Source organism: Mycobacterium sp. D16R24, assembly GCF_002013385.1.
In the GTDB taxonomy this organism is placed as follows: domain Bacteria; phylum Actinomycetota; class Actinomycetes; order Mycobacteriales; family Mycobacteriaceae; genus Mycobacterium.
In genome coordinates, this window is the sequence record NZ_MAEV01000027.1 from 50,023 (window position 1) to 75,541 (window position 25,519).

The 25,519-nt window shown below is 60.4% G+C and carries 27 protein-coding genes; 23 read left to right on the forward strand and 4 right to left on the reverse strand.

Going from position 1 to position 25,519, the window contains the following annotated elements; translation table 11 throughout:
• The first annotated feature begins 57 nt into the window (after window positions 1-57).
• Together B4383_RS21585 and B4383_RS21590 are read left to right on the forward strand one after the other, a co-directional pair.
• Window positions 58-1,098 carry a hypothetical protein gene (locus B4383_RS21585; protein WP_078293235.1) on the forward strand — a complete coding sequence of 347 codons (1,041 nt, stop codon included), beginning with the start codon at window positions 58-60 and terminating at the stop codon, window positions 1,096-1,098.
• A 226-nt stretch (window positions 1,099-1,324) separates the two neighbouring features.
• Entirely contained in the window at window positions 1,325-1,900 is a 576-nt protein-coding gene (locus tag B4383_RS21590) for a TetR/AcrR family transcriptional regulator (protein ID WP_078293236.1), read from the forward strand.
• 107 nt (window positions 1,901-2,007) lie between these two features.
• Here the strand turns inward: B4383_RS21590 and B4383_RS21595 are convergent, their stop codons facing one another.
• Complete coding sequence (locus B4383_RS21595; protein ID WP_078293237.1) at window positions 2,008-3,630, reverse strand: NAD(P)/FAD-dependent oxidoreductase; 1,623 nt, start codon at window positions 3,628-3,630, stop codon at window positions 2,008-2,010.
• A 484-nt stretch (window positions 3,631-4,114) separates the two neighbouring features.
• Between B4383_RS21595 and B4383_RS21600 the strand changes: the two genes are divergently transcribed.
• On the forward strand, window positions 4,115-4,987 hold the full coding sequence (locus B4383_RS21600) for a hypothetical protein (protein ID WP_078293238.1): 873 nt from the start codon (window positions 4,115-4,117) through the stop codon (window positions 4,985-4,987).
• Between the two features lie 14 nt (window positions 4,988-5,001).
• On the opposite strand, the gene B4383_RS21605 is transcribed toward B4383_RS21600, so the two are convergent.
• The gene (locus tag B4383_RS21605) at window positions 5,002-5,634 is read right to left on the reverse strand and encodes a TetR/AcrR family transcriptional regulator (RefSeq protein WP_078293239.1); all 633 of its coding nucleotides are present in this window, start codon (window positions 5,632-5,634) and stop codon (window positions 5,002-5,004) included.
• 49 nt (window positions 5,635-5,683) lie between these two features.
• Between B4383_RS21605 and B4383_RS21610 the strand changes: the two genes are divergently transcribed.
• From B4383_RS21610 to B4383_RS21680, 15 genes are all read left to right on the forward strand, one after another.
• Complete coding sequence (locus B4383_RS21610) at window positions 5,684-6,808, forward strand: tyrosine protein kinase (RefSeq protein WP_078293240.1); 1,125 nt, start codon at window positions 5,684-5,686, stop codon at window positions 6,806-6,808.
• A 12-nt stretch (window positions 6,809-6,820) separates the two neighbouring features.
• The gene (locus B4383_RS21615; RefSeq protein WP_078293241.1) at window positions 6,821-7,933 is read left to right on the forward strand and encodes a phosphotransferase family protein; all 1,113 of its coding nucleotides are present in this window, start codon (window positions 6,821-6,823) and stop codon (window positions 7,931-7,933) included.
• Between the two features lie 647 nt (window positions 7,934-8,580).
• Window positions 8,581-9,609 carry an ABC transporter permease gene (locus tag B4383_RS21620; protein ID WP_139360964.1) on the forward strand — a complete coding sequence of 343 codons (1,029 nt, stop codon included), beginning with the start codon at window positions 8,581-8,583 and terminating at the stop codon, window positions 9,607-9,609.
• Complete coding sequence (locus tag B4383_RS21625) at window positions 9,609-10,478, forward strand: ABC transporter permease (protein WP_078293243.1); 870 nt, start codon at window positions 9,609-9,611, stop codon at window positions 10,476-10,478. Before B4383_RS21620 ends, B4383_RS21625 begins: the two co-directional genes overlap by 1 nt.
• A 7-nt stretch (window positions 10,479-10,485) precedes the next feature.
• The gene (locus B4383_RS21630) at window positions 10,486-11,580 is read left to right on the forward strand and encodes an MlaD family protein (protein ID WP_286144075.1); all 1,095 of its coding nucleotides are present in this window, start codon (window positions 10,486-10,488) and stop codon (window positions 11,578-11,580) included.
• Window positions 11,577-12,584 (forward strand): MlaD family protein, encoded by a 1,008-nt coding sequence (locus tag B4383_RS21635; protein ID WP_078293245.1) that lies wholly within the window; start codon window positions 11,577-11,579, stop codon window positions 12,582-12,584. The genes B4383_RS21630 and B4383_RS21635 overlap by 4 nt, the downstream gene beginning before the upstream one ends.
• Window positions 12,581-13,543: an MlaD family protein gene (locus B4383_RS21640; protein WP_078293246.1), complete on the forward strand. Its 963-nt coding sequence runs from the start codon at window positions 12,581-12,583 to the stop codon at window positions 13,541-13,543. The genes B4383_RS21635 and B4383_RS21640 overlap by 4 nt, the downstream gene beginning before the upstream one ends.
• Entirely contained in the window at window positions 13,543-14,658 is a 1,116-nt protein-coding gene (locus B4383_RS21645; protein WP_078293316.1) for an MlaD family protein, read from the forward strand. Before B4383_RS21640 ends, B4383_RS21645 begins: the two co-directional genes overlap by 1 nt.
• Window positions 14,655-15,644, forward strand: coding sequence for an MlaD family protein (locus B4383_RS21650; protein WP_078293247.1), 990 nt, complete (start codon window positions 14,655-14,657; stop codon window positions 15,642-15,644). The genes B4383_RS21645 and B4383_RS21650 overlap by 4 nt, the downstream gene beginning before the upstream one ends.
• Window positions 15,641-16,597 carry an MlaD family protein gene (locus B4383_RS21655; RefSeq protein ID WP_078293248.1) on the forward strand — a complete coding sequence of 319 codons (957 nt, stop codon included), beginning with the start codon at window positions 15,641-15,643 and terminating at the stop codon, window positions 16,595-16,597. The genes B4383_RS21650 and B4383_RS21655 overlap by 4 nt, the downstream gene beginning before the upstream one ends.
• A 40-nt stretch (window positions 16,598-16,637) precedes the next feature.
• A complete protein-coding gene (locus B4383_RS21660; RefSeq protein ID WP_078293249.1) occupies window positions 16,638-17,282 on the forward strand; it encodes a hypothetical protein in 645 nt (214 codons plus the stop codon).
• A 75-nt stretch (window positions 17,283-17,357) separates the two neighbouring features.
• Entirely contained in the window at window positions 17,358-17,960 is a 603-nt protein-coding gene (locus tag B4383_RS21665) for a hypothetical protein (protein ID WP_078293319.1), read from the forward strand.
• Between the two features lie 76 nt (window positions 17,961-18,036).
• Window positions 18,037-18,489, forward strand: a complete 453-nt coding sequence (locus B4383_RS21670; protein WP_078293250.1) for a hypothetical protein — start codon at window positions 18,037-18,039, stop codon at window positions 18,487-18,489.
• 35 nt (window positions 18,490-18,524) lie between these two features.
• On the forward strand, window positions 18,525-18,872 hold the full coding sequence (locus B4383_RS21675; protein WP_078293251.1) for a hypothetical protein: 348 nt from the start codon (window positions 18,525-18,527) through the stop codon (window positions 18,870-18,872).
• A 47-nt stretch (window positions 18,873-18,919) separates the two neighbouring features.
• The gene (locus B4383_RS21680; protein ID WP_078293252.1) at window positions 18,920-19,480 is read left to right on the forward strand and encodes a hypothetical protein; all 561 of its coding nucleotides are present in this window, start codon (window positions 18,920-18,922) and stop codon (window positions 19,478-19,480) included.
• 247 nt (window positions 19,481-19,727) lie between these two features.
• Here B4383_RS21680 and B4383_RS21685 read toward each other — a convergent pair whose 3' ends face one another.
• Together B4383_RS21685 and B4383_RS21690 are read right to left on the reverse strand one after the other, a co-directional pair.
• Window positions 19,728-20,210 carry a limonene-1,2-epoxide hydrolase family protein gene (locus B4383_RS21685; protein ID WP_078293253.1) on the reverse strand — a complete coding sequence of 161 codons (483 nt, stop codon included), beginning with the start codon at window positions 20,208-20,210 and terminating at the stop codon, window positions 19,728-19,730.
• A 36-nt stretch (window positions 20,211-20,246) separates the two neighbouring features.
• Entirely contained in the window at window positions 20,247-21,044 is a 798-nt protein-coding gene (locus B4383_RS21690) for an SDR family oxidoreductase (RefSeq protein WP_078293254.1), read from the reverse strand.
• Between the two features lie 110 nt (window positions 21,045-21,154).
• On the opposite strand from B4383_RS21690, the gene fabG reads away from it, so the two are divergent.
• Genes fabG through B4383_RS21715 form a run of 5 tightly spaced genes read left to right on the forward strand, consistent with a single transcriptional unit; the run spans window position 21,155 to window position 25,515 of the window.
• The gene (fabG, locus tag B4383_RS21695; RefSeq protein WP_078293255.1) at window positions 21,155-21,904 is read left to right on the forward strand and encodes a 3-oxoacyl-ACP reductase FabG; all 750 of its coding nucleotides are present in this window, start codon (window positions 21,155-21,157) and stop codon (window positions 21,902-21,904) included.
• Window positions 21,901-22,671 carry an enoyl-CoA hydratase/isomerase family protein gene (locus B4383_RS21700; protein ID WP_078293256.1) on the forward strand — a complete coding sequence of 257 codons (771 nt, stop codon included), beginning with the start codon at window positions 21,901-21,903 and terminating at the stop codon, window positions 22,669-22,671. Before fabG ends, B4383_RS21700 begins: the two co-directional genes overlap by 4 nt.
• On the forward strand, window positions 22,668-23,465 hold the full coding sequence (locus tag B4383_RS21705; RefSeq protein ID WP_078293257.1) for an enoyl-CoA hydratase-related protein: 798 nt from the start codon (window positions 22,668-22,670) through the stop codon (window positions 23,463-23,465). The genes B4383_RS21700 and B4383_RS21705 overlap by 4 nt, the downstream gene beginning before the upstream one ends.
• On the forward strand, window positions 23,465-24,250 hold the full coding sequence (locus B4383_RS21710) for an enoyl-CoA hydratase-related protein (protein ID WP_078293258.1): 786 nt from the start codon (window positions 23,465-23,467) through the stop codon (window positions 24,248-24,250). The genes B4383_RS21705 and B4383_RS21710 overlap by 1 nt, the downstream gene beginning before the upstream one ends.
• Entirely contained in the window at window positions 24,247-25,515 is a 1,269-nt protein-coding gene (locus B4383_RS21715; RefSeq protein WP_078293259.1) for an aromatic ring-hydroxylating dioxygenase subunit alpha, read from the forward strand. Before B4383_RS21710 ends, B4383_RS21715 begins: the two co-directional genes overlap by 4 nt.
• Window positions 25,516-25,519 lie beyond the last annotated feature (4 nt).

Genomic DNA, 25,519 nt, shown 5'->3' on the forward strand with positions numbered 1-25,519 from the left:
CCTGCGCTTGTGCAGTGCAACCTGCCTAGCCACCGACTCTTGAGGAGGTCAAACGCGATGAATCAAATGCTCGCCACCGGCTGGTGGCCCTTAGTGAGTGACGACCAGGGGTGGCCGCCGCAGATGCAGCCTGCGCCAGGCGAATTCGCTGCCAGCACCACCGCAGAGGTCATCTTCTTCTTCGTGGCCGGTGCTGCGGTTGTGGTCTTCGCCCTGCCCTGGGCGATCCGCGCCGCCGTCCGCAGCCGGAACTACGTCCCGCTGATCGTGCTGGGCAGTGGACTGCTCTGCAGCCTCCTTGAGCCGATGCTCGACCTCCTCGGACACCTGCATTGGGCTCACAACCTGGTCCCGGCCTTCACGAACTTCGGTATTACGGTGCCCGCGTTGATTCCGCTCTGTTACGTCGCGTTTCTGGGCCTCGAGTCATACTTCTGCTATTTCGTGATCCGTAACGGTGCGCACCAGAACGTCTTCTTCATGCTGCTGGGCTTGGGCATCGCCACCGATGCCTTGATGGAGACCATCGGGATCAACCTGGGTGTCTACCTGTACTACGGCGTGCAGCCGTTTGAGTTCTTTGGCTTCCCGTATTGGTGGGGCTTCATCAACGGCGGCTCGTTCGTCACGGTCGGCGCCGTCTTGGCATATGCGGTTCCGCGATTGAAGGGTGCCCAGAAGCTGCTGCTTCTCTTGGCCGCACCGTTCGGGATGATGGTTGCCTACTTCGGTGTCGGCTCGGTCCATATCCTTGCGCTCAACTCGACCATTCCGGTCTGGATGCGCTGGGTGGCGACCGCGGTCATGATGGCAATGATGATCGGGTGGATGGTGATCCTGCACCGGCTCGTTGGACGCCCCGCTTCGTTGGCAGCTCCTAAATGGACGGTCTGGCGTGTCTTCGTCTACGGCAAGTTCACACCGTCTCGTGCGGTGCGTGCGGCCATGTGGCAGAAGATGTGTGAGGAAGGCGGGGTCAAGGCCGGTGATGGGCTGGCGACGGACCCTGAGGACCCGTCGCAGGCTCTGATCGTTGGGCCCACGTTCGTCGGCAACAACGCCAATCAGACCCGGGCCTCGCAACCGGCGGCTGTCTAGTCTCGGCAGCACAGGGTCGGTGGCTCCTGCAGGGGTCATCGACCTTGTGCTGTTTGAGGAGACGGTGGAAGTGAGCCAAAATTGCAATGCTCTAACAGTATTCAGCAGCCTGGCCTAGACATCGTGGTGATCTCAGCTGCGGTGATGGGATACTCGGGCGATGAGTGCAGAATCAGCCCCCTTGGGCAGGCGTGAGCGCAGGAAAGCTGAAGCGCGAGAGCGACTGATGTCTGCTGCACGCGAGGTGATTGCGGACACCGGACTGCGCAGTTTGCGCATCAGTGACGTCACTGCCCGTGCTGATCTGGGATTCGGGACGTTCTATACATATTTCGACACCAAAGATGCGTTGGTGGAAGCGGTCGTGGGCGAAGTGCTGAAGACGCTTGCTGCGTCGATCGGCGTTGCAGCGCAGGAGGAATACGATCCGGCCGAGGGTGCGGCGACGTCGTACCGAAGGTTCCTGCGCTTCGGGCAGGATGAGCCGGAACTCGCCAGCGTTCTGGTCGCCGTCGACGGCGCGCAAGGTAGGTTCGACGCGGCGATACAGCCATGGGCTCGCGATACATTGTTGCGCGGCAATGAATCTGGTCGGTTCACCATTCCCGACATCGAACTCTGTCTGACGACCTTGGAGGCGTCGGCCATGTCGGCAATCAGGGCGATCTTGTCAGGCCGGATCGAGCCGGGGGCCCATACCGAGAGCGCTGGCGCGGAGATGATGCTGCGTTCGTTCGGGCTCGATGCCGAGGAAGCCCACCAGATTGCTCATCGTGAGATGTCTGCCGCGCTTGACCCGTAGACCTTAACGTTCCTCGCAGCGGGCGAGAGCCCGCATCGCCCGCTGCGAGTTCCTCCGGGCCCCCCACACACGATGAAAGGATCACTTATCATGGGGACGGGGAGATTTCACCGTTTCTGCGACTGCTGCACGCGCAATGCTGTCTGGGCTGCCAACTTTCCGGGCAGGGCACATACGCCGCCTACCGGGTGCGTGCCGGCTCCGCTGAGGTAGAGGCCGTCGATGGGGGTTTTGTACGCGCCGAGCCCCGGGGCGGGCTTCAGTGGGCCGAATCGGGTGATCAGGGGATCGACGTGGTATACGTTGCCGGCAGGTGCGTTGAAGCGCTCCTCAATGTCGGGTCCGCCGAGGATTGCGCGGTCAATCTCGAGGCTGTCGATGCCTTCGTAATACTCCGCGCAATTGCGCAGGACAGAGTCACCGACCTTGTCACGCACGTCTTCCCAGGGTTCGTTCGGAGTCACGGGAATGACTCCGGACCAAAGGTAGAACGTGCTGCCGCCCTCGGGTGCTTGAGAAGGATCGACCGCTGACGGGATCATCGAGCAGCTCACCGGAACTGGATCGGGCCACTCGCCTCGCACGACCGCGTTCCACGCCGCGTCCTGTTCTTTCAACGTGTGCCACGCGACCAGGTGGCGTCGCAGGTCAATGTCGTTGCCCCGCCATTTTTCATGGCGGGCCATCGAGACGTGACCCTTGAGTGCGACGTTGATCTTCAGCGAGGTGGCGTGAGTCTTGCGAATCGGAATGTCTTTGGCACGGATGGCCAGTTTCCGGTCGAGTGTGCCTTCGGGCAACAGTTCGTTGAGAGTGATGACCGGGTTGCACGTGCTGATCACCCCGAGGCGTGGACGGATGACTTTGTCGTTGTCGAGACGCAATGCGGTGACCCGATCGTTGGAGACGACGATCTCCGCGACGCGGCTGTTGGTGTGCACGGTGCCCCCTTGCGCGATGAGGCATCGGTGCATTGCAGCGGGTAGCGAACCGGTGCCGCCCACGGGCATGAGATTCGGTGTCTTCTGGACGATTCCGAGGTAGATCATCGCCCATGCGGTCATGTCCAGGCGCATCTGTGAGAACGCCGCCATCGCGGCCAGTGCGCCCTTGGGAAGCTCTGATTCGAATGTTTCTTCGAGGAATTCGGTGTGCGATGCGGTGGCGAAGTGCCGCAACGACCACAGTCGCTTGGGGTGGCGTACCGCTCTGGCTACGGCGGAAGCCATCTCCTTGGTCCACGGGCGCAGGGGATGCGCCTTCATGTATGCCACAACCAAATCCATTGCCGGATCTAACGCGTTGGCCAAGTCCAGCCACGCGCGTGCGTCGTTCGGTGAGAATCTGCGCAGTTCGTCTGCGGTCCTTCTCGCGTCCTTCCAAATCGCTAGTGAACTCCCGTCGGGAGCAAGCTGAACGTGCGCGGGATCGACGGGGATCATCTGCAGCCCGTATTTGTGCAGTTCGAGGTCCTCGGCCACGCCGGAGAGCCCGAAGATGCCCGTTGCTTGAATTGCGCCCTCATTGAACAGATGTTGAGGAGCCTTCGGCAGAATCGCATTGGTGGTGGTCATCCCGCCGATCGACGGCGAAGCCTCCAGGACCGCCACCCTGTGGCCGGCGCGTGCCAGATAACAAGCAGCGGTGAGCCCGTTATGACCGGCGCCGATGACCACGTAGTCGGGAGCGTCTGGGATGGGGCTCGGAAGTGTCGATGTGTTAGAAGTCATACCGTGATGGTTACCTAAACTGAATTAAAAATCAATATCGATTGACTAATCGAGTTTCTGGTATCTGTTGGGGCGAAAGTCTCTTCGGCGAGGCGGCTGCCGGGCAGGGCTCGCAGACCGTGGCGAGTCTTGCCGCGCAGTCGTTCTCCGGTGACTCCAGATGTAGGGCGCGTCCCCGCGTGCATGCGAGATGAATCCCCATTCACGGTTGCGGGCCCAATGTGGCCCTCGACGTGCCGTTGTTGCTTGGCTGGTGATCGGTGGGGCTGGATCGCGGTCAGCATGAGAGCTGTTCTGTCGCAGTCGGAATGCACGTACGCCGCAAGGCTGTCCGCCTTCGTCCGTGAGTGAATGATATTTCATACTTGAGCATCTTTTCATCGTGGAGTAGCGTGCAAGTGATCTGACTCACGCCATGCTCCCGCCTGGAGTGAGACCGCTTGCTCATGTCCGAGGGCGGAAACCACGATGATGAAGGGGAAGTATGACCACACTCGACCATGTGTTGGCGGCGCCGCACATACCGGCGCATCCGACGACACCCATGCCGTTCATGCCCGAGGTGCTGTTCACGATCTTCCTGGGGATCCCGGTCGTGATCGGTGTGTTCTTTGCGATCAAGCACCTGATCACAGGGCGCGGTCCGCTGCTGGCCTATTGCCTTATAGGCGGTGGTGTCGCGTGCCTGTTCGAGCCAATCGTTGACACGTTGGGCCTCTGCTATATCCGGGAAGGGGCGGTCACTACGACTTTCTCGTCCATGGGCCGCGACTTCCCGCTCTTCATCAACTTCGTCTACATCTGGTACGTCGGCGGCTTGGCCTACCTTGCATATCGGATCTACTCAACCGGCGTGACGCGCAAGGCGGTATTTCAGCTCTATGTGATCGACGTGTTCATCAACATCTGGCTCGAGAGTCCGGGTGTGCTGATGGGTGCCTACGAGTACTACGGGCCGCAGCCATTGAACTTCTGGGGGCTGCCGTTGTGGTGGGTGTGTGTCAACCCGGTGATGCCGATGACTGCGGGAGCCCTGATTTATCGTCTGAGCCCGCATCTTCCGGGTTGGAGGCTGGCAATGGTCATTGCATTCATCCCGATGGCGGACGGTATCGCCAATGGCGCGACGGCGTGGCCGGTGTGGACGGCCCTGAATCTCAACGCGTCGTTGTTCGTCACACACGTGGCATGGCTTGTCACGTTGGGCTTGGCGCTGACGTCCGTGTGGATCCTCTCGTTTGTTGTATCGCGGCCCGACGACGAGGTGTTCATCAAGTCCAAAGTTGGGGTGCTCAAGGCCGCTATCTTCGGTACGGGCGCACAGAGTCCGGTGGCGATGGCGGGTTCACGCAGTTAGGTCCGTGAAAAGCCTCAAAGCTGTTCGGAATCAACCAGTTTGGTGACAACGGCTTCAGCTTCCTGAGGATTTACTCCAAGAGAGGCGAGCGCGTGCCGGGTGAAGGACTGCTCGGCACGCGCGCCGTGTTTCCCGTCAAGGATCTGGCCGATCAAGGCGAATGCACCTCCAATCACGGTGGTCAACAGAACTTCGACATCGGCGACGATGAATCGGCCGCTGTCGATGCCGCGCTCAACGGCTACGCGTGCGTGGGGATGCAGGGCGCCGCCGAATACAGCTTCGGAGTGGCTGATGTTGACGATCAGCCGGGCGAAGTCGGGTTCGATATGGGCCAAACGGACCACTCGCAGGCAGGCTAATGCCACGACTTCTGCCGGATCTGTCTCGTTGTCGGCGTTGCCGATGATGGCTGACGCTAACTCGGAAAGGCTCTCGGTGATCACGGCCTCCAGGAAGGTTTCCTTGGAGTCGAAGTAGTTGTAGAACGAGCCCAGGGCTATGTCGGCTTCGTCGGTGATCTCCTGGATGCGAAGTCCTGGCACGCCTTTTGCGGCGATAAGGGTGCGGCCGGCGTCCAACAATTGGCGTCGGGTGCGCCGACGCTGGCGCTCGGTACGGGTCATCTGTTTCTCGTCTGGAGTCACTGAACCATTATCTCAAAATGAAAGTATTTTCAGACTTGATCTCGCATTCATGTCGCGTTACGTTGAAACCGCCGGCAGTGAGCTGGCTCACGATATGGAGGTACTAGTGACTTCGAATCCCGTCGCTGCCCATCTGGGTGTCCATGACGGTGACACCGACCTGCTGCTGCCGCTGCCGGAACCCGGGGAGCAGTGGGATCCACATTTGATCCACACCCACTACTTCGGATTTTCAGTCCCGGAAGCGGCTATTGGTGCGTTCTTATACATCCGATACCAGCCCGCGTTCCCGTTGTCGCAGGGCGGGGTGTGCCTGTTCCAGGGCAACGACAATGTCGAGTACACGGACATGGCGTATCTGGACTACGAGATCACGATGCCCTGGCCGCGTGTTGACGGCAACCTCATCACCACGGACAACGGTATGTCAGTGGAGTTCCTCGAACCTGGAAAAACGGCGAAGCTCTCGTACGCGGCATCTGACGGGCGGATGTCCTTCGACATTCTTGCCGAAGGCGTCACGCCCTTGTTGGCGCGTGGGCATGTCATGCCAGGGGAAGAGGACCACCATGGCAAGTCCCTGAAGCCGGGGGGCAGTGAGCAGTTCATGCACGTCACCGGGAAGCTGAAGCTGGATGGTGCAACGTACGACATCGACTGCTACGCACCGAGAGACCGATCATGGCGGCAGATTCGAGTGGAGCAGCGTGGGGTGGTGCAGAGTCCTCCAGTTGGCTGGTCGCCCATGTACTTTGGCCCTGATCTCATCTTCAACCAGATCAGTTTCGAATCTCTTGGCACCGGTCCGCGCTGGGCTGGCCTGTACGAGGTGGGGGACCGCCCTTCGCACCATTTCGCGTGGATCCAGCGAGGCGACGAGACCAGGTCGATAACCGCGGTCGAACGGAATGTGCTCGAGTACCACCCGCGCCTGCATATGGCGATACGCCAAGAGATCACCGCGCGTGACGACCAGGGCGAGACCTATCGATTCAGGGGAGATGCCATCGCAACCGCGTCCATTCCCTCGTGGCCCAATGCGTCTTTCCGCGACAGTGTTTACCGCTGGGAGGACGAGCAGGGGCGAGTGGCTCACAGTACTTACCAGGAGATCTGGTTCGACACCTATCAACGTGCGATGGCCGACCGATCAACTTCGGCACCGAGACAATAGAGAGAGAAACACATGGCGTTGCAGAATCAGATCGACACGGATGCCGCAGCTGTTCGGCTGGCCGCGTGGCTCGAATCGAAAATCGATGGCGCCCAGCAGGTTGAGGTGACAGACCTGCTGGCGCCCGCATCTGCCGGTCTTTCCAATGAGACGGTGCTGTTCAGTGCCGCGTGGCAACACGATGGGCAGCGGCAGACGCGGGCGATGGTCGCGCGCGTGCAGCCGGATGGTCCCGGTGTGTTCCCCTCATATGACCTCGGCAAGGAAGCGCGCGTGATCAGCGCACTGCATGAGCACTCCACCGTGCCCGTTCCTGAGATCTACTTCTATGAAACGGATTTGACTGTCTTTGGTTCACCCTTCCTGGTGATGTCTCGCGTCGACGGCCGTGTGCCTTCCGACGACCCTCCGTTCACGGCGGGCGGCTGGGTTCTGGATCTGACATCAGAACAGCGGAAGCTGATGTGGCAGAACAGTATCGACGTTCTAGCCAGGATTCACGCCGTGGACTGGAATTCGTTGGGTCTGGACTTCCTGGACACCGATGCCAACCACAGCGGGCTCGATGCGCAGATTGTCAACTGGCGAAAGACCTTTGATTGGGCGTCCGAGGGTGAGCCCAATCCAACCATTGAGCGTGCATTCGACTGGTTGTTGGCCAACCGGCCAGCCAGTGAGGGCAAGAAGGTGCTCAATTGGGGTGACGCTCGGGTCGGTAACATCCTCTTTGCCGAGGATCTCAGTGCGTCGGCTGTGCTTGACTGGGAGATGGTGACGTTAGCCAGTCCCGAGGTTGATTTGGGGTGGTGGCTGTTCCTGATGAGGCACCACACCGAGGGCATTGGGCTGCCGCTTCCCGAAGGTGTCCCCGACCGCGCTGCCACAGTCGCTTATTACGAGTCGGTGACCGGCCATGCACCCGAGAATCTTGACTACTACGAGGTTCTTGCCGCCACGAAGCTCTCGGCGATCATGGTGCGCGCCGCACACATGATGATCGCTGCGGGACTGCTGCCCGCGGATGCGCCGATGGCTCTGAGCAATCCGGCTAGTCAGTTGCTGGCCAAGCTGCTCGGCCTGGCTGCTCCGCAGGGGGCCACCACTTCGTTCATCGGAAATCGTTGACGTGAACGCAAAGTAGCCATGTACGTGGCTGTTTCACTGAGGCTTTGAGGAAGCGGTCAGGGAAGACTCCGAGGGCAGTCCCGTCATGGGCCTGCCCTCGGACTTTGGTGGGCGTCGTTAGAGGACGCAGAGATGAGTGCGCGGGTGGGCTGGCGGGCTCGGGATGTGGATCGCGCTCGGGCGTTCGTACGGAGTCACGGACGGCGTGTCTGGTGCGCGTGTCGGACCGCGATATCGATATTTCGAACGTCCGATAAATAGCCGCACGATACGAGGTTGTGGTGCACGGCGATACTCCAGATGTTTGTTGAATTGAGCTTAACAACGGGATATGTCGGCCAGTGGGTCGATTGTTCAGGGAGGTGACCGGCCGGATTTCGGGCGGTGATCGCGATTAACCAATTTTTTTGAATCAATTTTCATAAATCGGCCCGGGCGGGTGTCGGATGGTCCATGATGTCCAGGACGGACTGGCCGATCGGCGGGCGGTCGTGCGGTCTGGTGTCAAGAGGAGAAGGTTTTGACTATCAACATCTCAGCCATAGCGCAGAGCGTTGGTATGGGTCTGCCGCTATGACAATGTATGACGATTGTGTTCTCCCGCTCCAGGCCTCGGCCGCGTGTTGCCGCCAACGGATGGCGCTGGTGTGCCGTTCGGAGGTTGGATCTTGACGAGGCGCATCGAACAAGGGCTCGACGAATCAACTCGAGTCGGCGGGCGTGCCTGCGTCTCCGATGATGAGAATGTGTGGGATAGCTCCTCGCTTCCTGTGAATCCTGACGACGGAAGCGAAGACCGTCGTCGTGTTGTCGACAACAAGACGCAACGCGATGGGGTGCGGGCCATCCCGGCTAGGGCCGTCGCCGCAGGAACGAAGGCCGTCTCGAAGGTTGTGTCCATTCCAACACGCAGCGCAGGTACGGCGGGGCGCGCGGCGATTCTCGCGGCATCGGTGTTCAGATATGCGGTGATTGACACGCTGACGTTGCGGTTGGCGTTCGGCGAGCTCATTGTGCAGGCGTGGTCCCTGCTCAAGGTGACGGCGCTGCCGGCGGTGCTGATGGCGATTCCCTTCGGTGCGATGGTAGCCGTGCAGATTTCCGGCCTTGTCAACGAGGTCGGAGCCAACTCACTGGTGGGTTCGGTGACAGGTGTGGCTGTGCTCAGGCAGGGTGCGCCGGTGACCGCGGGTCTATTGATGGGTGGCGCGGCGGCGGCGGCGATCGCATCGGACTTTGGGGCTCGGGCGATTCGCGAGGAGCTGGATGCGCTGCGGGCGTTGGGGATTGATCCGGTGCGGCGGTTGGTGGTGCCGCGCTTCCTGGCGTTGTTGCTGATCACCCCGATCTTGGTGGTGATTGTCATCGCGATGGGGGTGGGCGCCGCATTCCTCATTGCCACCCTGGTGAACGACGTGACGCCGGGTAGTTTCTGGCTGTCGTTTGGGTCGTTTGCGAAGTTGATTGATCTCTGGTTCACCATGGGGAAGGGCTTTCTTTTCGCAGCGATCGTGGCGGTGATTTCTGCCCAGCGCGGTATGGAAGCCAAGGGTGGACCGCGGGGTGTGGCCGATGCGGTGAACGCATCGGTGGTGCTGAACGTCATTTTCATCATTGTTGTCAATCTTGCGGTGACCCAGCTGCAGACGATGTTCTTCCCGATGGCGGTGGCGTGATGACGACCAAGTCACATCGAAGCGCGGTTCCCTCAACATATTTCAGCACCGTGTCGAAGGCCGTGAGATTTCTGCGCGAGCCGTTTCGGGCGGCAGGGCAATGGGCGGCGTTCATTGGGCAGACCTTTTGGCTGCTGCCCATCACGGTGCGCCGCTACCGCCGGGAAACGCTGCAGGTGATGAACAACCTGGCTTGGGGTCGAGGATCGCTCATCGTCGACGGTGGTTCGATCAGTGTGCTGGCAATTCTGGGTGTCACGGTGGGGGCGATCGTCGCTATCGAGGCCTTCGCAACGCTGGACCTCATTGGGTTGGGAGCACTGTCCTCGATCATCAGCGGATGGGGCAATGTTCGAGAAATGGCGCCGCTAGTGGCTGGGGTTGCCTTCGCTTCACAGGCTGGGTGCCGCATGACTGCCGAGATTGGCTCGATGCGGATTGCCGACGAGATTGATGCCACCGAGGCGATGGGCTTGCGGTCGATACCGTTCGTGGTCGGTACCAGACTCGTTGGCGGGTTGATGTGCGTGATACCGGGATTCTTGCTGACCCTGGTAGTGAGCTTTCTGACATGCGACATCGTGATCCGAACCTTCTATCATCAGCCGGCGGGCACCTATAACCACTATTTTGTTCAGTTTCTGACCCCCGCCGATATCGGAGCATCGCTGCTGAAGGCGACGGTGTATTGCACCGCGGTGACGGTGATCCATTGCTATTACGGCTATTTCGCCTCCGGTGGGCCGGTGGGTGTCGGCGAGGCGTCGGGCCGCGCCATTCGATCCAGTCTGGTGACGATCATGGTTTTGGACTTGGCAACCACGATCATGCTGTGGGGCCTGCGGCCACAGTTCGTGTTCAGAGGGTAGGAGAGCAGTGCTGTTATTCCGAATGTCGGCCGAAGCCGAGGCACGCAGGCTGACCATCATTGGGCTGTCGGTGATGCTGTGCTTCGCCGTGGCAGCTCTGCTCATATTCTTCAATCCATTCGCTGATAAACAAGTTAACCGACTTTCGGTCGTCATGGACATGCCCTACGTCGGACAGGGAGTCTCCGTCGGTTCGCCGCTGGTGATGCACGGTGTGACAGTGGGAAAGGTGACGTCGGTGGCGAGCCTCGCCAACGGCACGGTTCGGCTCAATGCCGATCTCGAGTCCGCTCCCACCGCAGGGCTCACTGACACACTGGGAGTGGACTTCCGGCCAGCCAACTACTTTGGTGTCACCGGTATCAATCTGACTGCGGGGCAGGGCGGGCAACCGTTGCGCAATGGCACGCAGATCACCACGACACCGAGCGGAAACTTCACACTCCAGGCGTTGCTGTCCCGTATGGGGGAGATCACCGGTGGGGTTGTGACACCTCAGCTGGTTGATGTGATGAACCGGGCCACGCAGTACACCGATGGCCTCAACCCGTTGATCGAAACGATGGTCACCACTTCGGAGTCGGTGGCGGCGGTGCAGAGGGTCAGCACTGACCAACTGATGAGGAACGCCACCGGGATCAGCGTGGCGTTCCCTGGATTCGTCGATGCTGCGACAACTGCGGGATATGGCTTTAACCAAGGTTCTGGATTTGTGACGTTCAATGTGTCCGGAAAGGATGCCATGCCTGGACAAGATGTTGTCCCGGAGCCAGGACAACCACACACCGAGGATTTCTGGGAGAACCGGTCGCGGGCAACGTTGGATGTGCTTGCTAACTCATTCTTTGGCGCTCTGGGCAAGGTGTTGTCCTCCCACACTAGTGATCTGCTTCCGGCGGTGAACCTGGTTCAGACCATCAGCGACACGGTCCCCGGGCTGGTCACGCCGGTGGGCATCAACGACATGATGGGGGAATTGCGTTCTCGTTTTGAAAAACTGTACGGAGGGTCGCCGGAGCAGCGGGCACTGCAGGTGCACCTCGTACTCGATCAGATTCCGGGTGTGCAGGCGCCGGTGCTGGCGATGGGGGGCACACCGTGATCAAGCCTAGAGCTGCGTTGTGGCGCTTCACGGCGGCCAGCGTGTTTGGCGTGCTGGTTCTTGTATTGATAGTCAATGTGTTGCAGCAGCCGGTTGCTGCCGAAACACGTTCCTACACAGCAGAGTTTACTGACGTCTCAGGTCTGCATATCGACGCTGACGTCCGCGTCCGCGGGGTGCGGGTGGGCAAGGTCAAGGAGTTGCGGTTGGTGCGCCGAGGAGGTCAGAGCCTCGCGGAGGTCGATCTGAGCCTGGACAGGCGCTATACGGTGGTGCCGGCTACACGGTTGGCCATCAAGTATCAGGCATTGACTGGGTTGCGCTACCTCGATGTGTCCAATCCTACTGAACAGGCGTCCGGGACGGATCCGGTGGCTCATATTCCGTTGAGCATGACGCAGCCGTCCTTCGACATCACGACACTGTTCAATGGTCTTCAGCCCGTTCTTGCGACCTTGAGCCCCAACGATATCGACACGTTCACCGAGAACGCTGCGTCGTTCTTTCAGGGTGACGGCGGAGGCCTGGGGCCGATGCTCGAGAGCATTCACAAGCTGACAGAGTTCGTCGCTGATCGCCAACAGGTGATCGCGACATTGATGAACAACCTGTCGGCGATCGCCGATGTTTTCGGCGGTCATTCCAAAGATCTTGTGCAAGTGTTGGACTGGATGAACAGGCCGATCGATGCGGCAATCTCGGTGATGGACGAATTCCGGAAGTCGGAACTGTATGGGCCCGGATTCACCGCCGCTGCGGTGCGGCTGCTGCACAACGCCGGTTTTGTGCCGGGCAAGGCAGACATGGACAAAGGCATCGACCGCGCGATCACCGTGTTCGATGACAACAGTGATGCGTTCAAACGCGTGCCGGTGTTCTGGGATAACGTTGAACCTCCCGCTGAACCGGGGACGCCGCTGCCCTGTTCACGGGGGCGGGCGCAGCTGCCTCAATCCATGGACGTGTTACTCAATGGACAGCGGGTGATTCTGTGCAACCGATGAAGATGCTGAGAAGTGAAATGTTCTGGGGTGTGGCGGTGCTGGCGCTGGTAGGTGCACTGGCACTTACAGCTGCTGCCGTCTATGTACGGCCGCCCGGGCAGCGAGCAGTCGTCTTCCTCACGGACGACGCCGCGGCGGTGAAGCCCGGTGACGGCGTGCGCATCGCGGGCATCACGATAGGAAAGGTGGAAAGCCTTGCAATCGAGCAGAATCAGGTGAAAGTTCGTGCGACTGTGAACGACGATGCATTCGTTGGAGACCAGTCACAGATCCAGGTGCGGATGCTCACCGTGGTCGGGGGGTACTACGTGAACCTGGTGTCTCTTGGCGATAAACCCTTGGGATCGAAGGCCATACCGATAGAGCGGGTGACCATGCCCTACAACTTGATGAAAACGTTGGCTGACTCGACAAAGATCACTGAGCGCATCAACGCGAAGCCGATCCGCGAATCGCTGGATCAGATTCAAGCCGGTCTTAACGGGACCAACGTGGACACCCTGACCGCTGCCATCGATGCCGGCAACGCGCTCACATCCACCATTGACAGACAACGCGGCCAGATCTCCGAGATCCTCAATCTCTCTGACGAATACATCGAATCGTTGGCGAACTACCGAGGCAAACTCAGAGAGCTGGTCTCGAAGATTTCGGTGTTCGAGCAGACTCTTGTTCTCTACGGCAAGGGATTCGCGGGTGCGCTCGGCGGCATGGGCGATATCGGTGAGGCATTCCTGGAGCCGTTTGGCAAGTTCTGGGTGAACCACCGCGAGGAGTTCATCCAGCGGGTGCGTGAATGGCAGAACCGCGTCCGCCGGTGGGTGGACAACAACAGCCGGCTGGTGCCCCGCCTGCGCAGCGTACGCAACAAGATCGAACGGGTTCTGGATGCGCAGAACGCCCGTCCGGAACTGCTCGCCACCGACCTGTGCATCCCGATGCCGGGGAGCCCCTGCTGATGGCCACACGTATCGCTGACCATATTCTTCGTTCCGGCATCACTGTCGTCATGGCCGTAACGGTGATGGGTATCGGTTCGTCCTGCGCGCCCGCGAGTCGCCAGGACGCTTCCTATTGCGCATTCATGCCCGACACCGTCGGACTGTATATCGGTAACCCTGTCACCCAGATGGGTTATCCCATTGGCAAGATCACCGAGATCCGGTCGGCCCCGATGCATGTCCGAGTTGACTTCTCGGTCACCGAGCAGCGCGAACTGCCCGACAGCGTCAAAGCGGTCATCCGCTCGCCCACGATCCTGGCCGACCGGTCCCTCGAACTGGTGGGCAACTACTCCGATGGCCCACGGCTGGAACGGGGCGGGTGTATCCCGCTGGCTCGCTCGATGTCGCCGAAATCGCTGTCGGAGGTGATCGGGTCGGCGGACACCTTCCTCAATGCCATCAACTCCAGCGGATCGGCCAATGTCGCCGACACCGTTCGTGGGCTGGATCAGTTGGCGCACAATAACGGCCGGCGTGCAGGAGATCTGCTGTCGGTGTCGTCGGCCCTGCTTGACAGCCCTGATCAAGCAGTCAGCGATATTGGCTCCATCGTCCAGAACACCGCACAGCTCACCACTGCCTTGAAGGAAATGCGGGGGCCGATGAAAGAGATTCTTCAAGACATGCCGACCACCACCCCCGATCTGGTGGACGCCATCAATGGTGCTTCGCGACTTGCTGGCCCGTTCGGGTATGGAACGTTGGGCCCGCTGATTGAGACGGTTGCCGTATTGGAGACCAGACTGGGGGACGAAACACAGATCACGTTGGATTCCGTGAGTGCCGCGGTCAGGAAGGTGGCCCCGCACGCGAACGCTCTGGCCGGCCTGTTCGACGGAGTGCCCTGGTGGATCAACGGTATGGCGAATCGTGACAACAACAAGCACTTCGATATTTTCAACATCGCGTATCGGCCACCTCTGTTCCGGGTCCCGACACACAACGGACTTGCCTTGTGCGGCATGATGAATGCATCGATGCCGGGCAGCTGCGCCGATGTGAACGGCCAGCCCTACGCGGTCGATGTTGCGCTGCTGCAGTACGTGCTCCAGGAAGCGAGCCGCAGATGAACCGCAGCATATTCCTGGCAGTGAGCCTCGCAATGGTCACGCTGGTTTCGTCATGCGCCTCGATATCGGTGAACTCGCTGCCCCAACCTGGCCGCGGCTCCGCGGAGAGCTACGAGATTGTGCTGGAATTTGCGAATGTCCTGAACCTGCCCGACCGCGCGAAGGTGGTCATGGACGGCACCGCAGTTGGCACTGTGACACGCATAGATTTGAGAAACGATCATGTCGATGTCACGTCGCAGATCGATTCGTCGGTGTCAGTGCCGGCGAATGCGCGCGCCACGCTGCAGCAATCCACCGTGCTCGGAGACACCTATCTGTCCATGGAACGTCCGACTGCGGCCGATGTGGCGACGGTGGGTGCTGGGGGCAGAATTCCTTTGGCGCAGACGACATCTCCACCTCAACTGGAGGACACGCTTGCCAACCTTGCGAACTTCGCGGGCAGCGGTGCGGTCCAGCGTGCGCAGAACACCATCATCGGCATCAACAACGTCACGCCGGGAAAACGAGAAGACTTGCGAGCAATGGTCAGTCAGGTCACAACCGATCTGTCGGACTTGTCCAACGGTATAGACACCGTCGATACGTGGCTTGACGGAGTATCGGGCACCGTGGACGTCGTGCATCGCAACCTTGATGTGTATCGGTACTGGTTCTCGCCGGCAGGTATGACGGGTTTCGACCGGGCGACCATCACCGGGGGCTACATCGGCACGGTATTGCCCTCGATCGGAAGCATCTACAGTGGCGGGTTCTGGTTGGTTCCGTTGCTCAACTCGCTCGCCGACGCGGTGGGCGCGGTGCAGCAGACTAAATGGGATGTCGAAGCTGAGGCGCCCAAGTGGCGAAAACTGTTCCTGGAGGACTTCTTTCCAGTGGACAAGAACCCGGCGATCAACATCACGTCCATCACCGGACCCGATGGCCGAGAAATGGTCAACAACGTGCAGGACGTACTGCGGATCTTGGGAGCGACGCCATGAGGACGACGAAGAATGTCTTATCGTTCGGGGCATTCGCGGCGATCATTGCGGTCGCTGCGGTATACATCGGATCCTTCGGTCTGCACGCTGGCCCGCCCGAGCACCGCATCAATCTCTCGATGGCAGTTCCCGATGTCAAAGGTCTTGTGGTCGGCTCGAGTGTCCTCTTGCGAGGTGTACCGATCGGTAAGGTCACCGGTGTCTCGGCATCGTTGAGCGATGCGAACATCCGCTTCTACGTGGACGCCGATCAGCGTGTCCCTGTCGACAGTGATGTGCGGCTGGACAACCTGTCGGCCCTCGGGGAGACGTATGTCGGATTTCTGCCACGCACCGATCAGGGGCCGATGTTGACTGATGGCCAGCACATTGCAGCGGAATTGGTCATTGTGCCACCGTCGATTTCGCAGTTGGCCACCACGGTGGTGCGAGTGCTCAACCAGATGGACCCCGGACAACTCAAACGGATCCTCAACGAGGCTGATGCAGGTCTGCCCGACCCTGGGCAAGTGCTGCCGAACCTGTCGCGGGCAAGTCTGCTGTCGCGAAACATGGTGGCGGGCATGAATGGAAAGGGACGAGAAGTACTCGACAACTTCCAAGTTCTGCTGCAGAACGCGGGCTGGGTCGGACCTACACTTGCGGCGACGGATCAGCCACTCAGGGACGCTGGCCCCAACATATCCCACATCTTCATGGGAATGATGAACACCATTGCTTGGGATAATCCCAAAAATATCAAGCTCTTTGGAAATTTTCTGGTTCGTATACAGAATTTCTTGGATACTAGGGGGCCTGATATCAAGGTCATCACGCAGGCTCTGTTGCCGCAATTCCAAGGTATCGGTGGCGCGTTGATGAACTTTGACACCGCACAAATTCTGTCGAACGCACTGTCTGGCATACCGGAGGAGGGCGCGATCACACTGCATGTCCGCATCCCCGATCGTTAGGCCGGGGATGCGCCCTGACCACCTGTAGAGAGGAAGTTCGATGACTGCGATCGACACAGAAGACTTGGTTGAAGAAGTGGTGGGTGACGACGACGGGGCGGCGTCCGAGAACGCCGACTCAAAGTCGAAATCCGAAGATTCGGATCGAGATTCGTCTAAGGTACGCCGGCAGATGACATTTTCCCTGCGCACTGTGGTTGTGGCGGCGGTGATATGTCTGTTGGCTGTTGCAGCCGGGGTGCTGGGATGGCTGTACGCGGATGCGCAGGGCCAGTTGGATACTGCGACCAGGCAAGCGGGCTACAGTGAGCAGGCCGAGGGCATTGCAGCCGATTACGCGGTGCATGCCGCGGAGATGGACTACCAGGATTTCAACGCGTGGAAAGTCAAGCTGGTCAAGGGGACGTCGCCAGAACTGAAGGAGAAGCTGGGGAAGGCGGCCGACTCCATGGAACAGGTGCTGACCCCGATGCAGTGGAAATCGACAGCCAAACCACTGGCCACGAAGACACGATCGAACGCCGGTGGGGTCTATGTAGTCGACTCGTTCGTCAGCGTGTTGACGAAGACGATGCAAACCCCCGAGGGCCTGCAGTCGACCGCCACGTACAGCATCACGATCGACAGCAATAACAACTGGCAGATCACCGACGTGGGCGGTATCGACTCCGCGTTGGGCAAGTAGAGGTGCACAGCGGTGGAGATATCGATGTTGAAGAAGCTGCGGCATAGTTCGCTTCGCCTTCATAGTGTCTTGGCGATGGCTGGCGCAGTCGCGTTGTTCATGTGCGCGTTGGCCGTGAGCGGTTCTGCGGGTGCAGATCCCGATGGTAACCGTGAGCCGTACGATCCGGTTGCACACTACGATCGCCCGCAACGACTCCCGATGGTGGCACCCTCGCCCAGCAACTGGCAGCCGATATTTCCTTTCCCGTATGACCAGCTGCGCCGCGAGGTCACCGACGCCGATATCAACGCTGAGCGGGAGATGTGCCAGTGGTACAACGCGCAATACAAGGACCTTAAGCGGCAGATCGAGGGGCTCAACGACCTTGTGATACGCAACAACGGCAACTTCGGTGCTGACGAGGTCCAGCGGAATACCGATATTGTCACCGCCAATATCGACCAGTCACTGGACTTCTTGACCCCACGCGCGCAGGCGCTCACTCAAAGCAGTGACCGTGCCGGAGACGTCTATTTCCCTATATATCAGGGCGAAGCGTTCTTCGGTCTGTGGCAGCAGATGTCCAATGTCGGCAACGGCATCAAGGCCCGTCAGCCAACGTGGTTCACCGGGCCGTCGTATCAGCGGATGCTGCACTGGGGAAGCAAGATTCACCGTTCGCACGTGTGCGGCTGAGACCGCTGCCACCACAGAAAACGAGGAGATGAATGTGCTCATGGCGGGGCTACCTTCGGTGAGATGCCTGAGGGCGATGAATGCTGTAACAGGTGTTGCAGTGGCGTTGCCGCTGGTGAGTGTTCTGTTCGCGCCGGCGGCGGTGGCTGACCGTGCTCCCGTAGTCGAGCAGGCGGTGTCCTCGGCACGTAGCGCGGCACCGTGTGGCCCGCTGCAACACAACCCGACTGTGGAACGCGCGGCCGATATCGTCAACCGTTCCACCTACGCCTTCCTCAACCACACTGCCGAGAACGTGCCGGCCGACGAGCCGCATCCCATGGCGATCGCCAAGGACCTTGGCATTGCAGGCAGCAAGGTCACCTCGTTGCAGGGAGCAGGGCACAATGAGGCTGACGCGCTGAAAGGCGTACTTCTGGAGGGCCGTAACGATATCCCGGACTGCTCCTACACAGAGTTCGGCTCCAGCCTTTTGTATGAGGAGCAGTCAGGCTTCACCCTTATAGTTGTTGTCCTGGCGGGGGCATGATGAGATCCATTGTGACGGCAGTTGCTGCTGCGGGTATGACCTGCATGTTGACGCTGATTCATCCGAGTGTGGCGCGGGCAGAGGACCTGGTCACCTACGAAGTCGTCTCCGACGATATCCACAGTGCCAGTATCGAATACCAGGGCACTGCCAATCGGAGCCTGATTGAGGATGTGCCGCTCCCGTGGCGAATGGACGCGGTGGTGAGCAGCGCGCGGGGCGCACCACCGGAAGGCAGCCAGATCCGCGCCGACTGGCACACGCGCGCCGCCCCCAGTAAGTGGGTGACCGTACGGATCATCTACCAGGGAAAAGTCATCTGCCAAAACACCCTGGATTTGGGCAACGCAACGTGCTACGGCATCACTCGACGTATCACATAGCAGTACAACATCATTCAGAGTGAATGCTGGAGATGGAGAGATAGGCAATGAATCCTCTGCACTGCGCGATAGCGGCAGCGAGTTCTGTGGTGGTGGCCCTGGGCGGCGCCGCGACGGCGCACACAGACCCGCCGCCCGCGGATGCGGCCGTGAATCCGTATCCCGACATCCGCTATTACGACCAGCTGGATGCCGGCACCTTCGTGCAGCCCGGTGGCGTGTGGTTCACGGCTTCGACCGGTCAAAATTGCGGCATCTGGGGCCTGGGCAGTTTCGGTTGTGTGGGTGACATCCCAGGAGCTCCACCTGGAGTCAGTCACATCGGCTGGATTGACGGGGATCGCGCCGTGCACTACGACTGGTCGGTGGCGGCCAGATTCCCTGCGGCGCAAGGTCAGCAGCCGCTGCCGCCGCGCAGCAAGATCACCCACGAAGGAACGACTTGTGCGGTAACGCCGGATGGCCGTACCTACTGCGAACGCGGCCCCCTTCGATTCGTCATCGAGCCCACCAAGACGTGGCTGTCGGCATCCTGGACAGATCAGAGCTGGCGGGAGCTGGGCCCGGCATCCTGTAGCCCGCCGGGCGGCGGTCCGTGCTACCGCTGAGTGCGGCGTCCGCCGTGTCGTCCTGAAAAGCTGGAGCATTGATAAACCGCAACCACCGAACGCACACCGAACAGAACCTCATTGCCCCACCCATTCATCCAATGGCCACGCTAGGAACCGGCGAGAGGCTGAAACTGTGACGGCCCGCGGGTGGCGTTGGCGGGCACTGGCCTAGGAAGTGAGTCGGATTTCTTGATGCGCAGATCAATTGATCGTCGACGAGCTCGGATGGGTACGTTGCCGAGCATCACTTCCGCGGCGGGGTGACACGTCGTACGAGACCTCCGGCACCGCGCACTGTGCCGGTTTGTATCGCGCGGCCGGCGAATTCAAGGCTGTCGAAGTACTCACGCCAGTGGATGATCCGTCCGTCGACGAATTCGATGATCCCCACAACGGGCGCTGACACAATAGTGCTGCCGTCGGCGCGCCGCAGGTGGTCAATCCGCTCAACGAATATGGCGTGTTCGTTGACCGAGGTCCGCAGAATGTCGACATTAATAGTCGTCAGGCCCAGGATTCGATGTGCAAGCCGAAGGAAGCGGCGCGCTGCGTGCGGCCCGGTCAGCGTGGGGATGGGGCGTTGAATCCACTGGCACCGGTCGGTGAGCAGATCGAAGGAGCCGAGCAGCTCGTCGAAGGACACCCCCCAGCTTGTGAAGAAGTCCGAGAGCGGTTGCGGCAATTGAGTACCAGCGAGTGTCGAGGTTCTGTCAGGCGTCGAAATCATGTCTGTTTCCCATCGATTGGTGCCGGAATGGCTGGATTACGGCATGGTGTACCCGCCGCTGACCGAGATCAGTTGGCCGGTGACTTGGCGCGAGGCCAACGGGGAGGCGAACCAGAGCACGGCGCGCGCCACGTCCTCGGCGGTTGTGAGCCTGCGCATCGGGGTGTCTTTGAGCATGAAGTCGATCTGCTTGTCGTTGAAGACGTTGTCTTGTCCTACGGACCACAGGCTGCTCTGCCCGACGGCATCAGGGCCGTCCGGTATCACCAGGCCTGGACACACGATGTTCGAACGGATCCCGTGTCGGCCGTGCTCGCGAGCCGTGGTTCGGGCCAGTGCGACCATGGCTGCCTTCGACGCACCGTAGATGGCTTGGCGGATCTGCCCGAACGCGGCCTCACTGGCGATGAACACGATCGCGCCACCGCCGTTGTCCTTCATCGGTCCAATTGCTGCTTGCGTTGCCGCGATGGCGCTGAAGAGATTGATCTCGATGGTGCGCTGCCACTTGGCTCTGTCGGTATCGGTTGCGACAAAACCGGGCACACTCCACCCGGCGTTGTTGACCAGCACGTCGATACCGCCCCAACACTCGAGTGCGCGCTCAACGGCAGACTCGGCGGCGCCGGGCACGGTGAGGTCCGCGATCGACACCTCGACGGCCGCTGCCCCCCGTGCTAGGGCTTCCTCCTGGACTCGGTTGGCCTGAGGTTCGTCGATGTCATTCAACATGATTCGTGCACCTTCGGAGGCGAACTCGTGCACGATCGCGCGCCCGATGTTGGATGCACCGCCCGTCACGACCACGCGGGCGTCTGCCAGTCCTAGATCCATGACGACCTTTCCGACTAGGTGGTTGAGACCACAGGGTAAGTTGGTTTAACCTAGATTAGAAATTTATATTCAATTTGTCTATCACCTGACCGGACGGGAGTTGCCAGTCGATGACGCAGCCGCTATTGGCCGACAAGGTTGCAGTGGTGACCGGTGCCGCCCAGGGCATCGGCCGGGAGATCGCTCGCGTACTGCATGATCACGGCGCCAGGGTTGTACTGGCCGATCTCGATGGTGATGCGGCGCAGCGGGCGGCCGCCGACATCAACGGCCAGGATGGGAGCTGCTCGGGCGTCGCCTGCGATGTGACCTCGGAAGAGCAGATGCGCTCACTGGTCTCGGGTGCGGCCCTGAAGCACGGTCGTCTGGATGTGTTCGTCAACAATGCTGGTATCACCCGGGATATGTCATTGAGGAAGATGACCGTCGCGGATTTCGATGCCGTGATCACCGTGCATCTACGAGGAACTTGGTTGGGTGTCCGTGAGGCCACCACTGTGATGCGCGAACAGAAATTCGGCAGCATCGTGAATATCTCGTCGCTATCGGGAAAGTCTGGCAACCCCGGCCAGACCAACTACAGCGCTGCCAAAGCCGGCATCGTCGGCCTGACAAAGGCTGCCGCCAAAGAGGTGGCCCACTACAACGTGCGGATCAACGCCATCCAGCCGGGCTTGATCCGCACGCCGATGACCGCGGCCATGGCCCCAGAGGTCTTCGCCGAGAGAGAAGCCGCAGTTCCCATGAAGCGCGCGGGTGAACCCGCCGAAGTGGCAGGCGCGGCAGTGTTTCTGGCCTCTGAACTCTCGAGTTACATCACCGGCTCGGTGATCGAGGTCGGTGGCGGGAGGTACATGTGAGCGACATCGACCAAGAGATCGACGGCGCCATTGGGCGGATCACGCTGAACCGGCCCGACCGGATGAATGCCATCAGTGTTTCATTCGCTCGTCAACTTGGAGAAGCCGTTCGCGCCGCTGGCAATCACCCTGACGTACGGGTGGTGGTTATTCGCGGAGCGGGCGGAAACTTCTGTGCTGGAGGAGATTTCGATGAGGTGCAGCGATTGAAGGCTGAGGGTCCGACTGCTTTGCACTCTCTGTTCGCGGCCTTTCGCTGTGCGTGTCAGGCCGTCGAGAACGCCCGGGTGCCGGTGGTCGCCGCAGTTGAGGGAGTGGCCATGGCAGGGGGATTCGAACTGATGCAGTGCGCCGACATCGTGTTAGTCCATGACGACGCGAGAATCGCCGACAATCACATCAACTTCGGCATGATCCCTGGAGGAGGCAGTTCGGCTCGGCTCCCCCGGATCGTCGGCAGGCAGATGGCCATGGCGATGCTGCTGTCGGGAGAGCGACTCTCTGGCAAGGATGCCGTCGCACGTGGGTTGGCGTACAGATCCTTCCCGTCAACAAGTTTCGATGACGATGTCGAGGCATTTCTTGTCAAGCTCGCGGAGCGTAACTCTGCCGCCGTCATGACAATCAAGCATTTGGTCAGAGAAGGACTGACCTATTCGATGAGCCGGGCACTAACCGACGAAACAAACGCCGTCGTGGAACACATCTGCGGCCCGGTTGGCCGTGACAGTGTGGCGGCTTTCAAGCACAGAGAGGTTCGCGCATGACCGCAACAGTTGAGGCAGCCGTCGTCAGTGATGTCGACGCCGCGGGGATTGGCCGGATCCGGCTCAATCGTCCCGAAACATCGAACGGGCTCAACGTTGAAACGCTCAAGGCACTGCATGAGGCGGTGCTTGCCTGCCACGCGGATCCCGCCGTGCGGGTGGTGCTGCTCTCCGGAGCGGGCCGCAACTTCTGCGCCGGTGGCGACATCCACACGTTTGAATCAAAGGGCTCGGCGTTGCCTGACTATCTGCGGGAAGCCACCGCCTGGCTTCAGCTCGCGACGGCCGCGCTGATCCAACTGAGAGTTCCGGTGGTCACCGCCGTGCAAGGTTTTGCGGCTGGCGGCGGTGGCTTGGGGCTTGTCTGTGCCTCGGACATCGTCGTGGCGGCCCGGTCGGCGAAATTCTTCTCGGGCGCCGTTCGGGTGGGCATGGCGCCAGATGGCGGCTCATCAGTGACCCTGACGCAGCTGGTGGGGCTTCGGCAGGCGTTGCGCATTCTGCTCACCAACCCGACCTTGGGTGCGGATGAAGCAGCAGGTATCGGACTGATCACGGAGGTGGTCGATGACGACGCGTTGAATGCGCGCACCGAAGACATTGCCACACAGCTCAGGGCGCTGCCCGTGCAAGCGCTCTCAGCCACCAAGCGGCTGGTCTGGGCAGGCCTGGGCGCACCGGTGGAGGCGCGCCTGGCAGAAGAGGCGCGGATCGTCTCCGAACTATCCGGGACAGCCGATGCCCTCGAAGGGCTGCGCGCTGTGATCGAGCGTCGGTCGCCGAGGTTTGGCTAGTGAACGTCATCACGCGTGATGAAGGCGCCGTCCGCACCATCACTTTGAACAGGCCCACAAGGCGCAACGCCATCGACATCCCGCTGCGCGTGGAACTTGCGGAGGCATTGGAAGCTGCCGACGCCGAAGCGGCGATCCGCGTCATCGTACTTACCGGCGCCGGCAGTGTTTTTTGCTCCGGCGGTGACATTTCCACCATGGAAGTGATGGAAGTGCAGGAGGCCGCGCAGCGGGCACAGATGGCGCAGAGGGTAATTCGAGCCATCTGGAACACGCCGAAGCCCGTGATAGCGGCCGTCGAAGGGGCCGCATTCGGTGCGGGTACGGCACTGGCCGCAGCCTGTGACCGGGTGGTCGCGGCGCGTGATGCCCGCTTCGCGGCAACATTCACCAATGTTGGGCTCGCCGGTGACATGGGTGCATATGTCTCACTGCCGCGCAGGATTGGTTTGGCACGCGCCCGTCAGATGCTGATGATGCCTGAGCCGGTCATTGCGACGACGGCCTTTGAATGGGGGCTGGTGGATGCGCTGGCCGACTCCGGGGAGTCTCTCACGGTAGCGACAGAAGACGCCGATCGCTTCACCCAAAGGCCGGCGCAAGCGCTGGGCGTCATCAAGACTTTACTTGCCGTAGCGCCCTCGCTCAGTCCGTTCGACGTTCTCGATAGGGAAGCGGATTATCAGGCAAATCTTTTCGGCAGTGAGGATTTCGCCGAGGGGGTTGCCGCCTTCCGTGAAGGGCGTAGTCCCGGATTCGGTCAACGAGCAGGAGTTGAGTCATGACATCGATCGCGCCCCACACGCCGGGGACATCCAGCCGCTACGACCAGTTGATTCTGCCCGACAAGGTCCACGGGGCTCTCTATACAGACCCGACGATCTTCGCCGAAGAGTTGGAGAAGATCTGGTACCGAACATGGGTCTTCGTCGGGCACGAGAGCGAGGTTTCAGAACCCAACGACTATGTTCGGAAAAAGCTTGGGCCCCAGGACATCATCATGGCACGTGACCGTGATGGTGAGATTCGTCTCCTGCTGAACCGGTGCGCGCACCGCGGCAACCAGGTGTGTGACGACTATCAGGGCAACTCGAGCACATTCCGATGCCCGTATCACGGGTGGACATTCCGTAATACCGGTGATCTCGTTGGTTTTCCGTATTTCAAGGGGTACGGCGACCGCAAGCTCGATCTGGCTCTGGGAACGGTTCCACGCGTGGATTCGTATGGCGGCTTCGTCTTCGGCAGCTTTGCCGCCGAAGGCCCTAGTTTGATCGAGCATCTTGGCGCCGCTGCGGGAGAGATCGATCGCCTCACCCGTCTGTCACCCGAGGGGCGGGTCGAGCTCACCGCGGGTTGGCTGCAGCACCGCACGCACGCCAACTGGAAACTGTTGGCGGAGAACGAGACTGATGGATATCATCCGCAGTTTGTGCACGGATCGATATTCGGGGTCACCGGCAGCACCATTGCCCCGCTCTACAGTGATTCGTCAACTGCCGTCACCCGAGATCTCGGTGGGGGGCACAGCGAGAACGATCTGCGGCCAGAATTCCGCAAGTTCGCTCAGCCCATGCGTTGGTTCGGCACCACCGAATCGAGGGTGCCTGACTATGTGGCGGCGATACGAAAGCTGCATGGGGAGCGGGCTGAGCAGATACTCATCGAGGGCGCACCGCATGTGATGATCTTCCCTAATCTGTTCATTGCCGAGATTCAGGTGTTCAACATTCAACCGGTCGCCGTCGACGAATGCGTGCAGTATTCGACGGCGGTCCAGCTCGCCGGTGCTCCGGAATTGAACCGGCGGATGGTGTCTCAGTGCGTCGGCTCGGTGGGTCCAGCAGGCATGTTGCTCGCCGACGATACGGAAATGTATGAACGCAACCAGCACGGCATCGCCTCACTGTCGCCAGAATGGCTTGACGTGCGACGCGGGCTGAACCGAGAGTCTGTGGACGCCGAGGGGTTCACCATTGGATCGGCGACGGATGAGACCGGTATGCGCGGATTCTGGACTCACTACAAGTCTCTGATGAACAAGGACTAGGAGC

What these genes read in the sequence shown, in the direction of transcription:
- B4383_RS21595 (WP_078293237.1), bottom strand. Translation starts at nt 3,630, where the DNA reads ATGACTTCTAACACATCGACACTTCCGAGCCCCATCCCAGACGCTCCC.
- B4383_RS21615 (WP_078293241.1), top strand. Translation starts at nt 6,821, where the DNA reads ATGGCGTTGCAGAATCAGATCGACACGGATGCCGCAGCTGTTCGGCTG.
- B4383_RS21690 (WP_078293254.1), bottom strand. Translation starts at nt 21,044, where the DNA reads ATGGATCTAGGACTGGCAGACGCCCGCGTGGTCGTGACGGGCGGTGCA.
- B4383_RS21660 (WP_078293249.1), top strand. Translation starts at nt 16,638, where the DNA reads ATGACTGCGATCGACACAGAAGACTTGGTTGAAGAAGTGGTGGGTGAC.
- B4383_RS21680 (WP_078293252.1), top strand. Translation starts at nt 18,920, where the DNA reads ATGAATCCTCTGCACTGCGCGATAGCGGCAGCGAGTTCTGTGGTGGTG.
- B4383_RS21655 (WP_078293248.1), top strand. Translation starts at nt 15,641, where the DNA reads ATGAGGACGACGAAGAATGTCTTATCGTTCGGGGCATTCGCGGCGATC.
- B4383_RS21705 (WP_078293257.1), top strand. Translation starts at nt 22,668, where the DNA reads ATGACCGCAACAGTTGAGGCAGCCGTCGTCAGTGATGTCGACGCCGCG.
- B4383_RS21715 (WP_078293259.1), top strand. Translation starts at nt 24,247, where the DNA reads ATGACATCGATCGCGCCCCACACGCCGGGGACATCCAGCCGCTACGAC.
- B4383_RS21650 (WP_078293247.1), top strand. Translation starts at nt 14,655, where the DNA reads ATGAACCGCAGCATATTCCTGGCAGTGAGCCTCGCAATGGTCACGCTG.
- B4383_RS21670 (WP_078293250.1), top strand. Translation starts at nt 18,037, where the DNA reads ATGAATGCTGTAACAGGTGTTGCAGTGGCGTTGCCGCTGGTGAGTGTT.
- fabG (WP_078293255.1), top strand. Translation starts at nt 21,155, where the DNA reads ATGACGCAGCCGCTATTGGCCGACAAGGTTGCAGTGGTGACCGGTGCC.
- B4383_RS21665 (WP_078293319.1), top strand. Translation starts at nt 17,358, where the DNA reads ATGGCTGGCGCAGTCGCGTTGTTCATGTGCGCGTTGGCCGTGAGCGGT.
- B4383_RS21590 (WP_078293236.1), top strand. Translation starts at nt 1,325, where the DNA reads ATGTCTGCTGCACGCGAGGTGATTGCGGACACCGGACTGCGCAGTTTG.
- B4383_RS21625 (WP_078293243.1), top strand. Translation starts at nt 9,609, where the DNA reads ATGACGACCAAGTCACATCGAAGCGCGGTTCCCTCAACATATTTCAGC.
- B4383_RS21585 (WP_078293235.1), top strand. Translation starts at nt 58, where the DNA reads ATGAATCAAATGCTCGCCACCGGCTGGTGGCCCTTAGTGAGTGACGAC.
- B4383_RS21675 (WP_078293251.1), top strand. Translation starts at nt 18,525, where the DNA reads ATGACCTGCATGTTGACGCTGATTCATCCGAGTGTGGCGCGGGCAGAG.
- B4383_RS21600 (WP_078293238.1), top strand. Translation starts at nt 4,115, where the DNA reads ATGACCACACTCGACCATGTGTTGGCGGCGCCGCACATACCGGCGCAT.
- B4383_RS21610 (WP_078293240.1), top strand. Translation starts at nt 5,684, where the DNA reads ATGTCGCGTTACGTTGAAACCGCCGGCAGTGAGCTGGCTCACGATATG.
- B4383_RS21640 (WP_078293246.1), top strand. Translation starts at nt 12,581, where the DNA reads ATGAAGATGCTGAGAAGTGAAATGTTCTGGGGTGTGGCGGTGCTGGCG.
- B4383_RS21645 (WP_078293316.1), top strand. Translation starts at nt 13,543, where the DNA reads ATGGCCACACGTATCGCTGACCATATTCTTCGTTCCGGCATCACTGTC.
- B4383_RS21685 (WP_078293253.1), bottom strand. Translation starts at nt 20,210, where the DNA reads ATGATTTCGACGCCTGACAGAACCTCGACACTCGCTGGTACTCAATTG.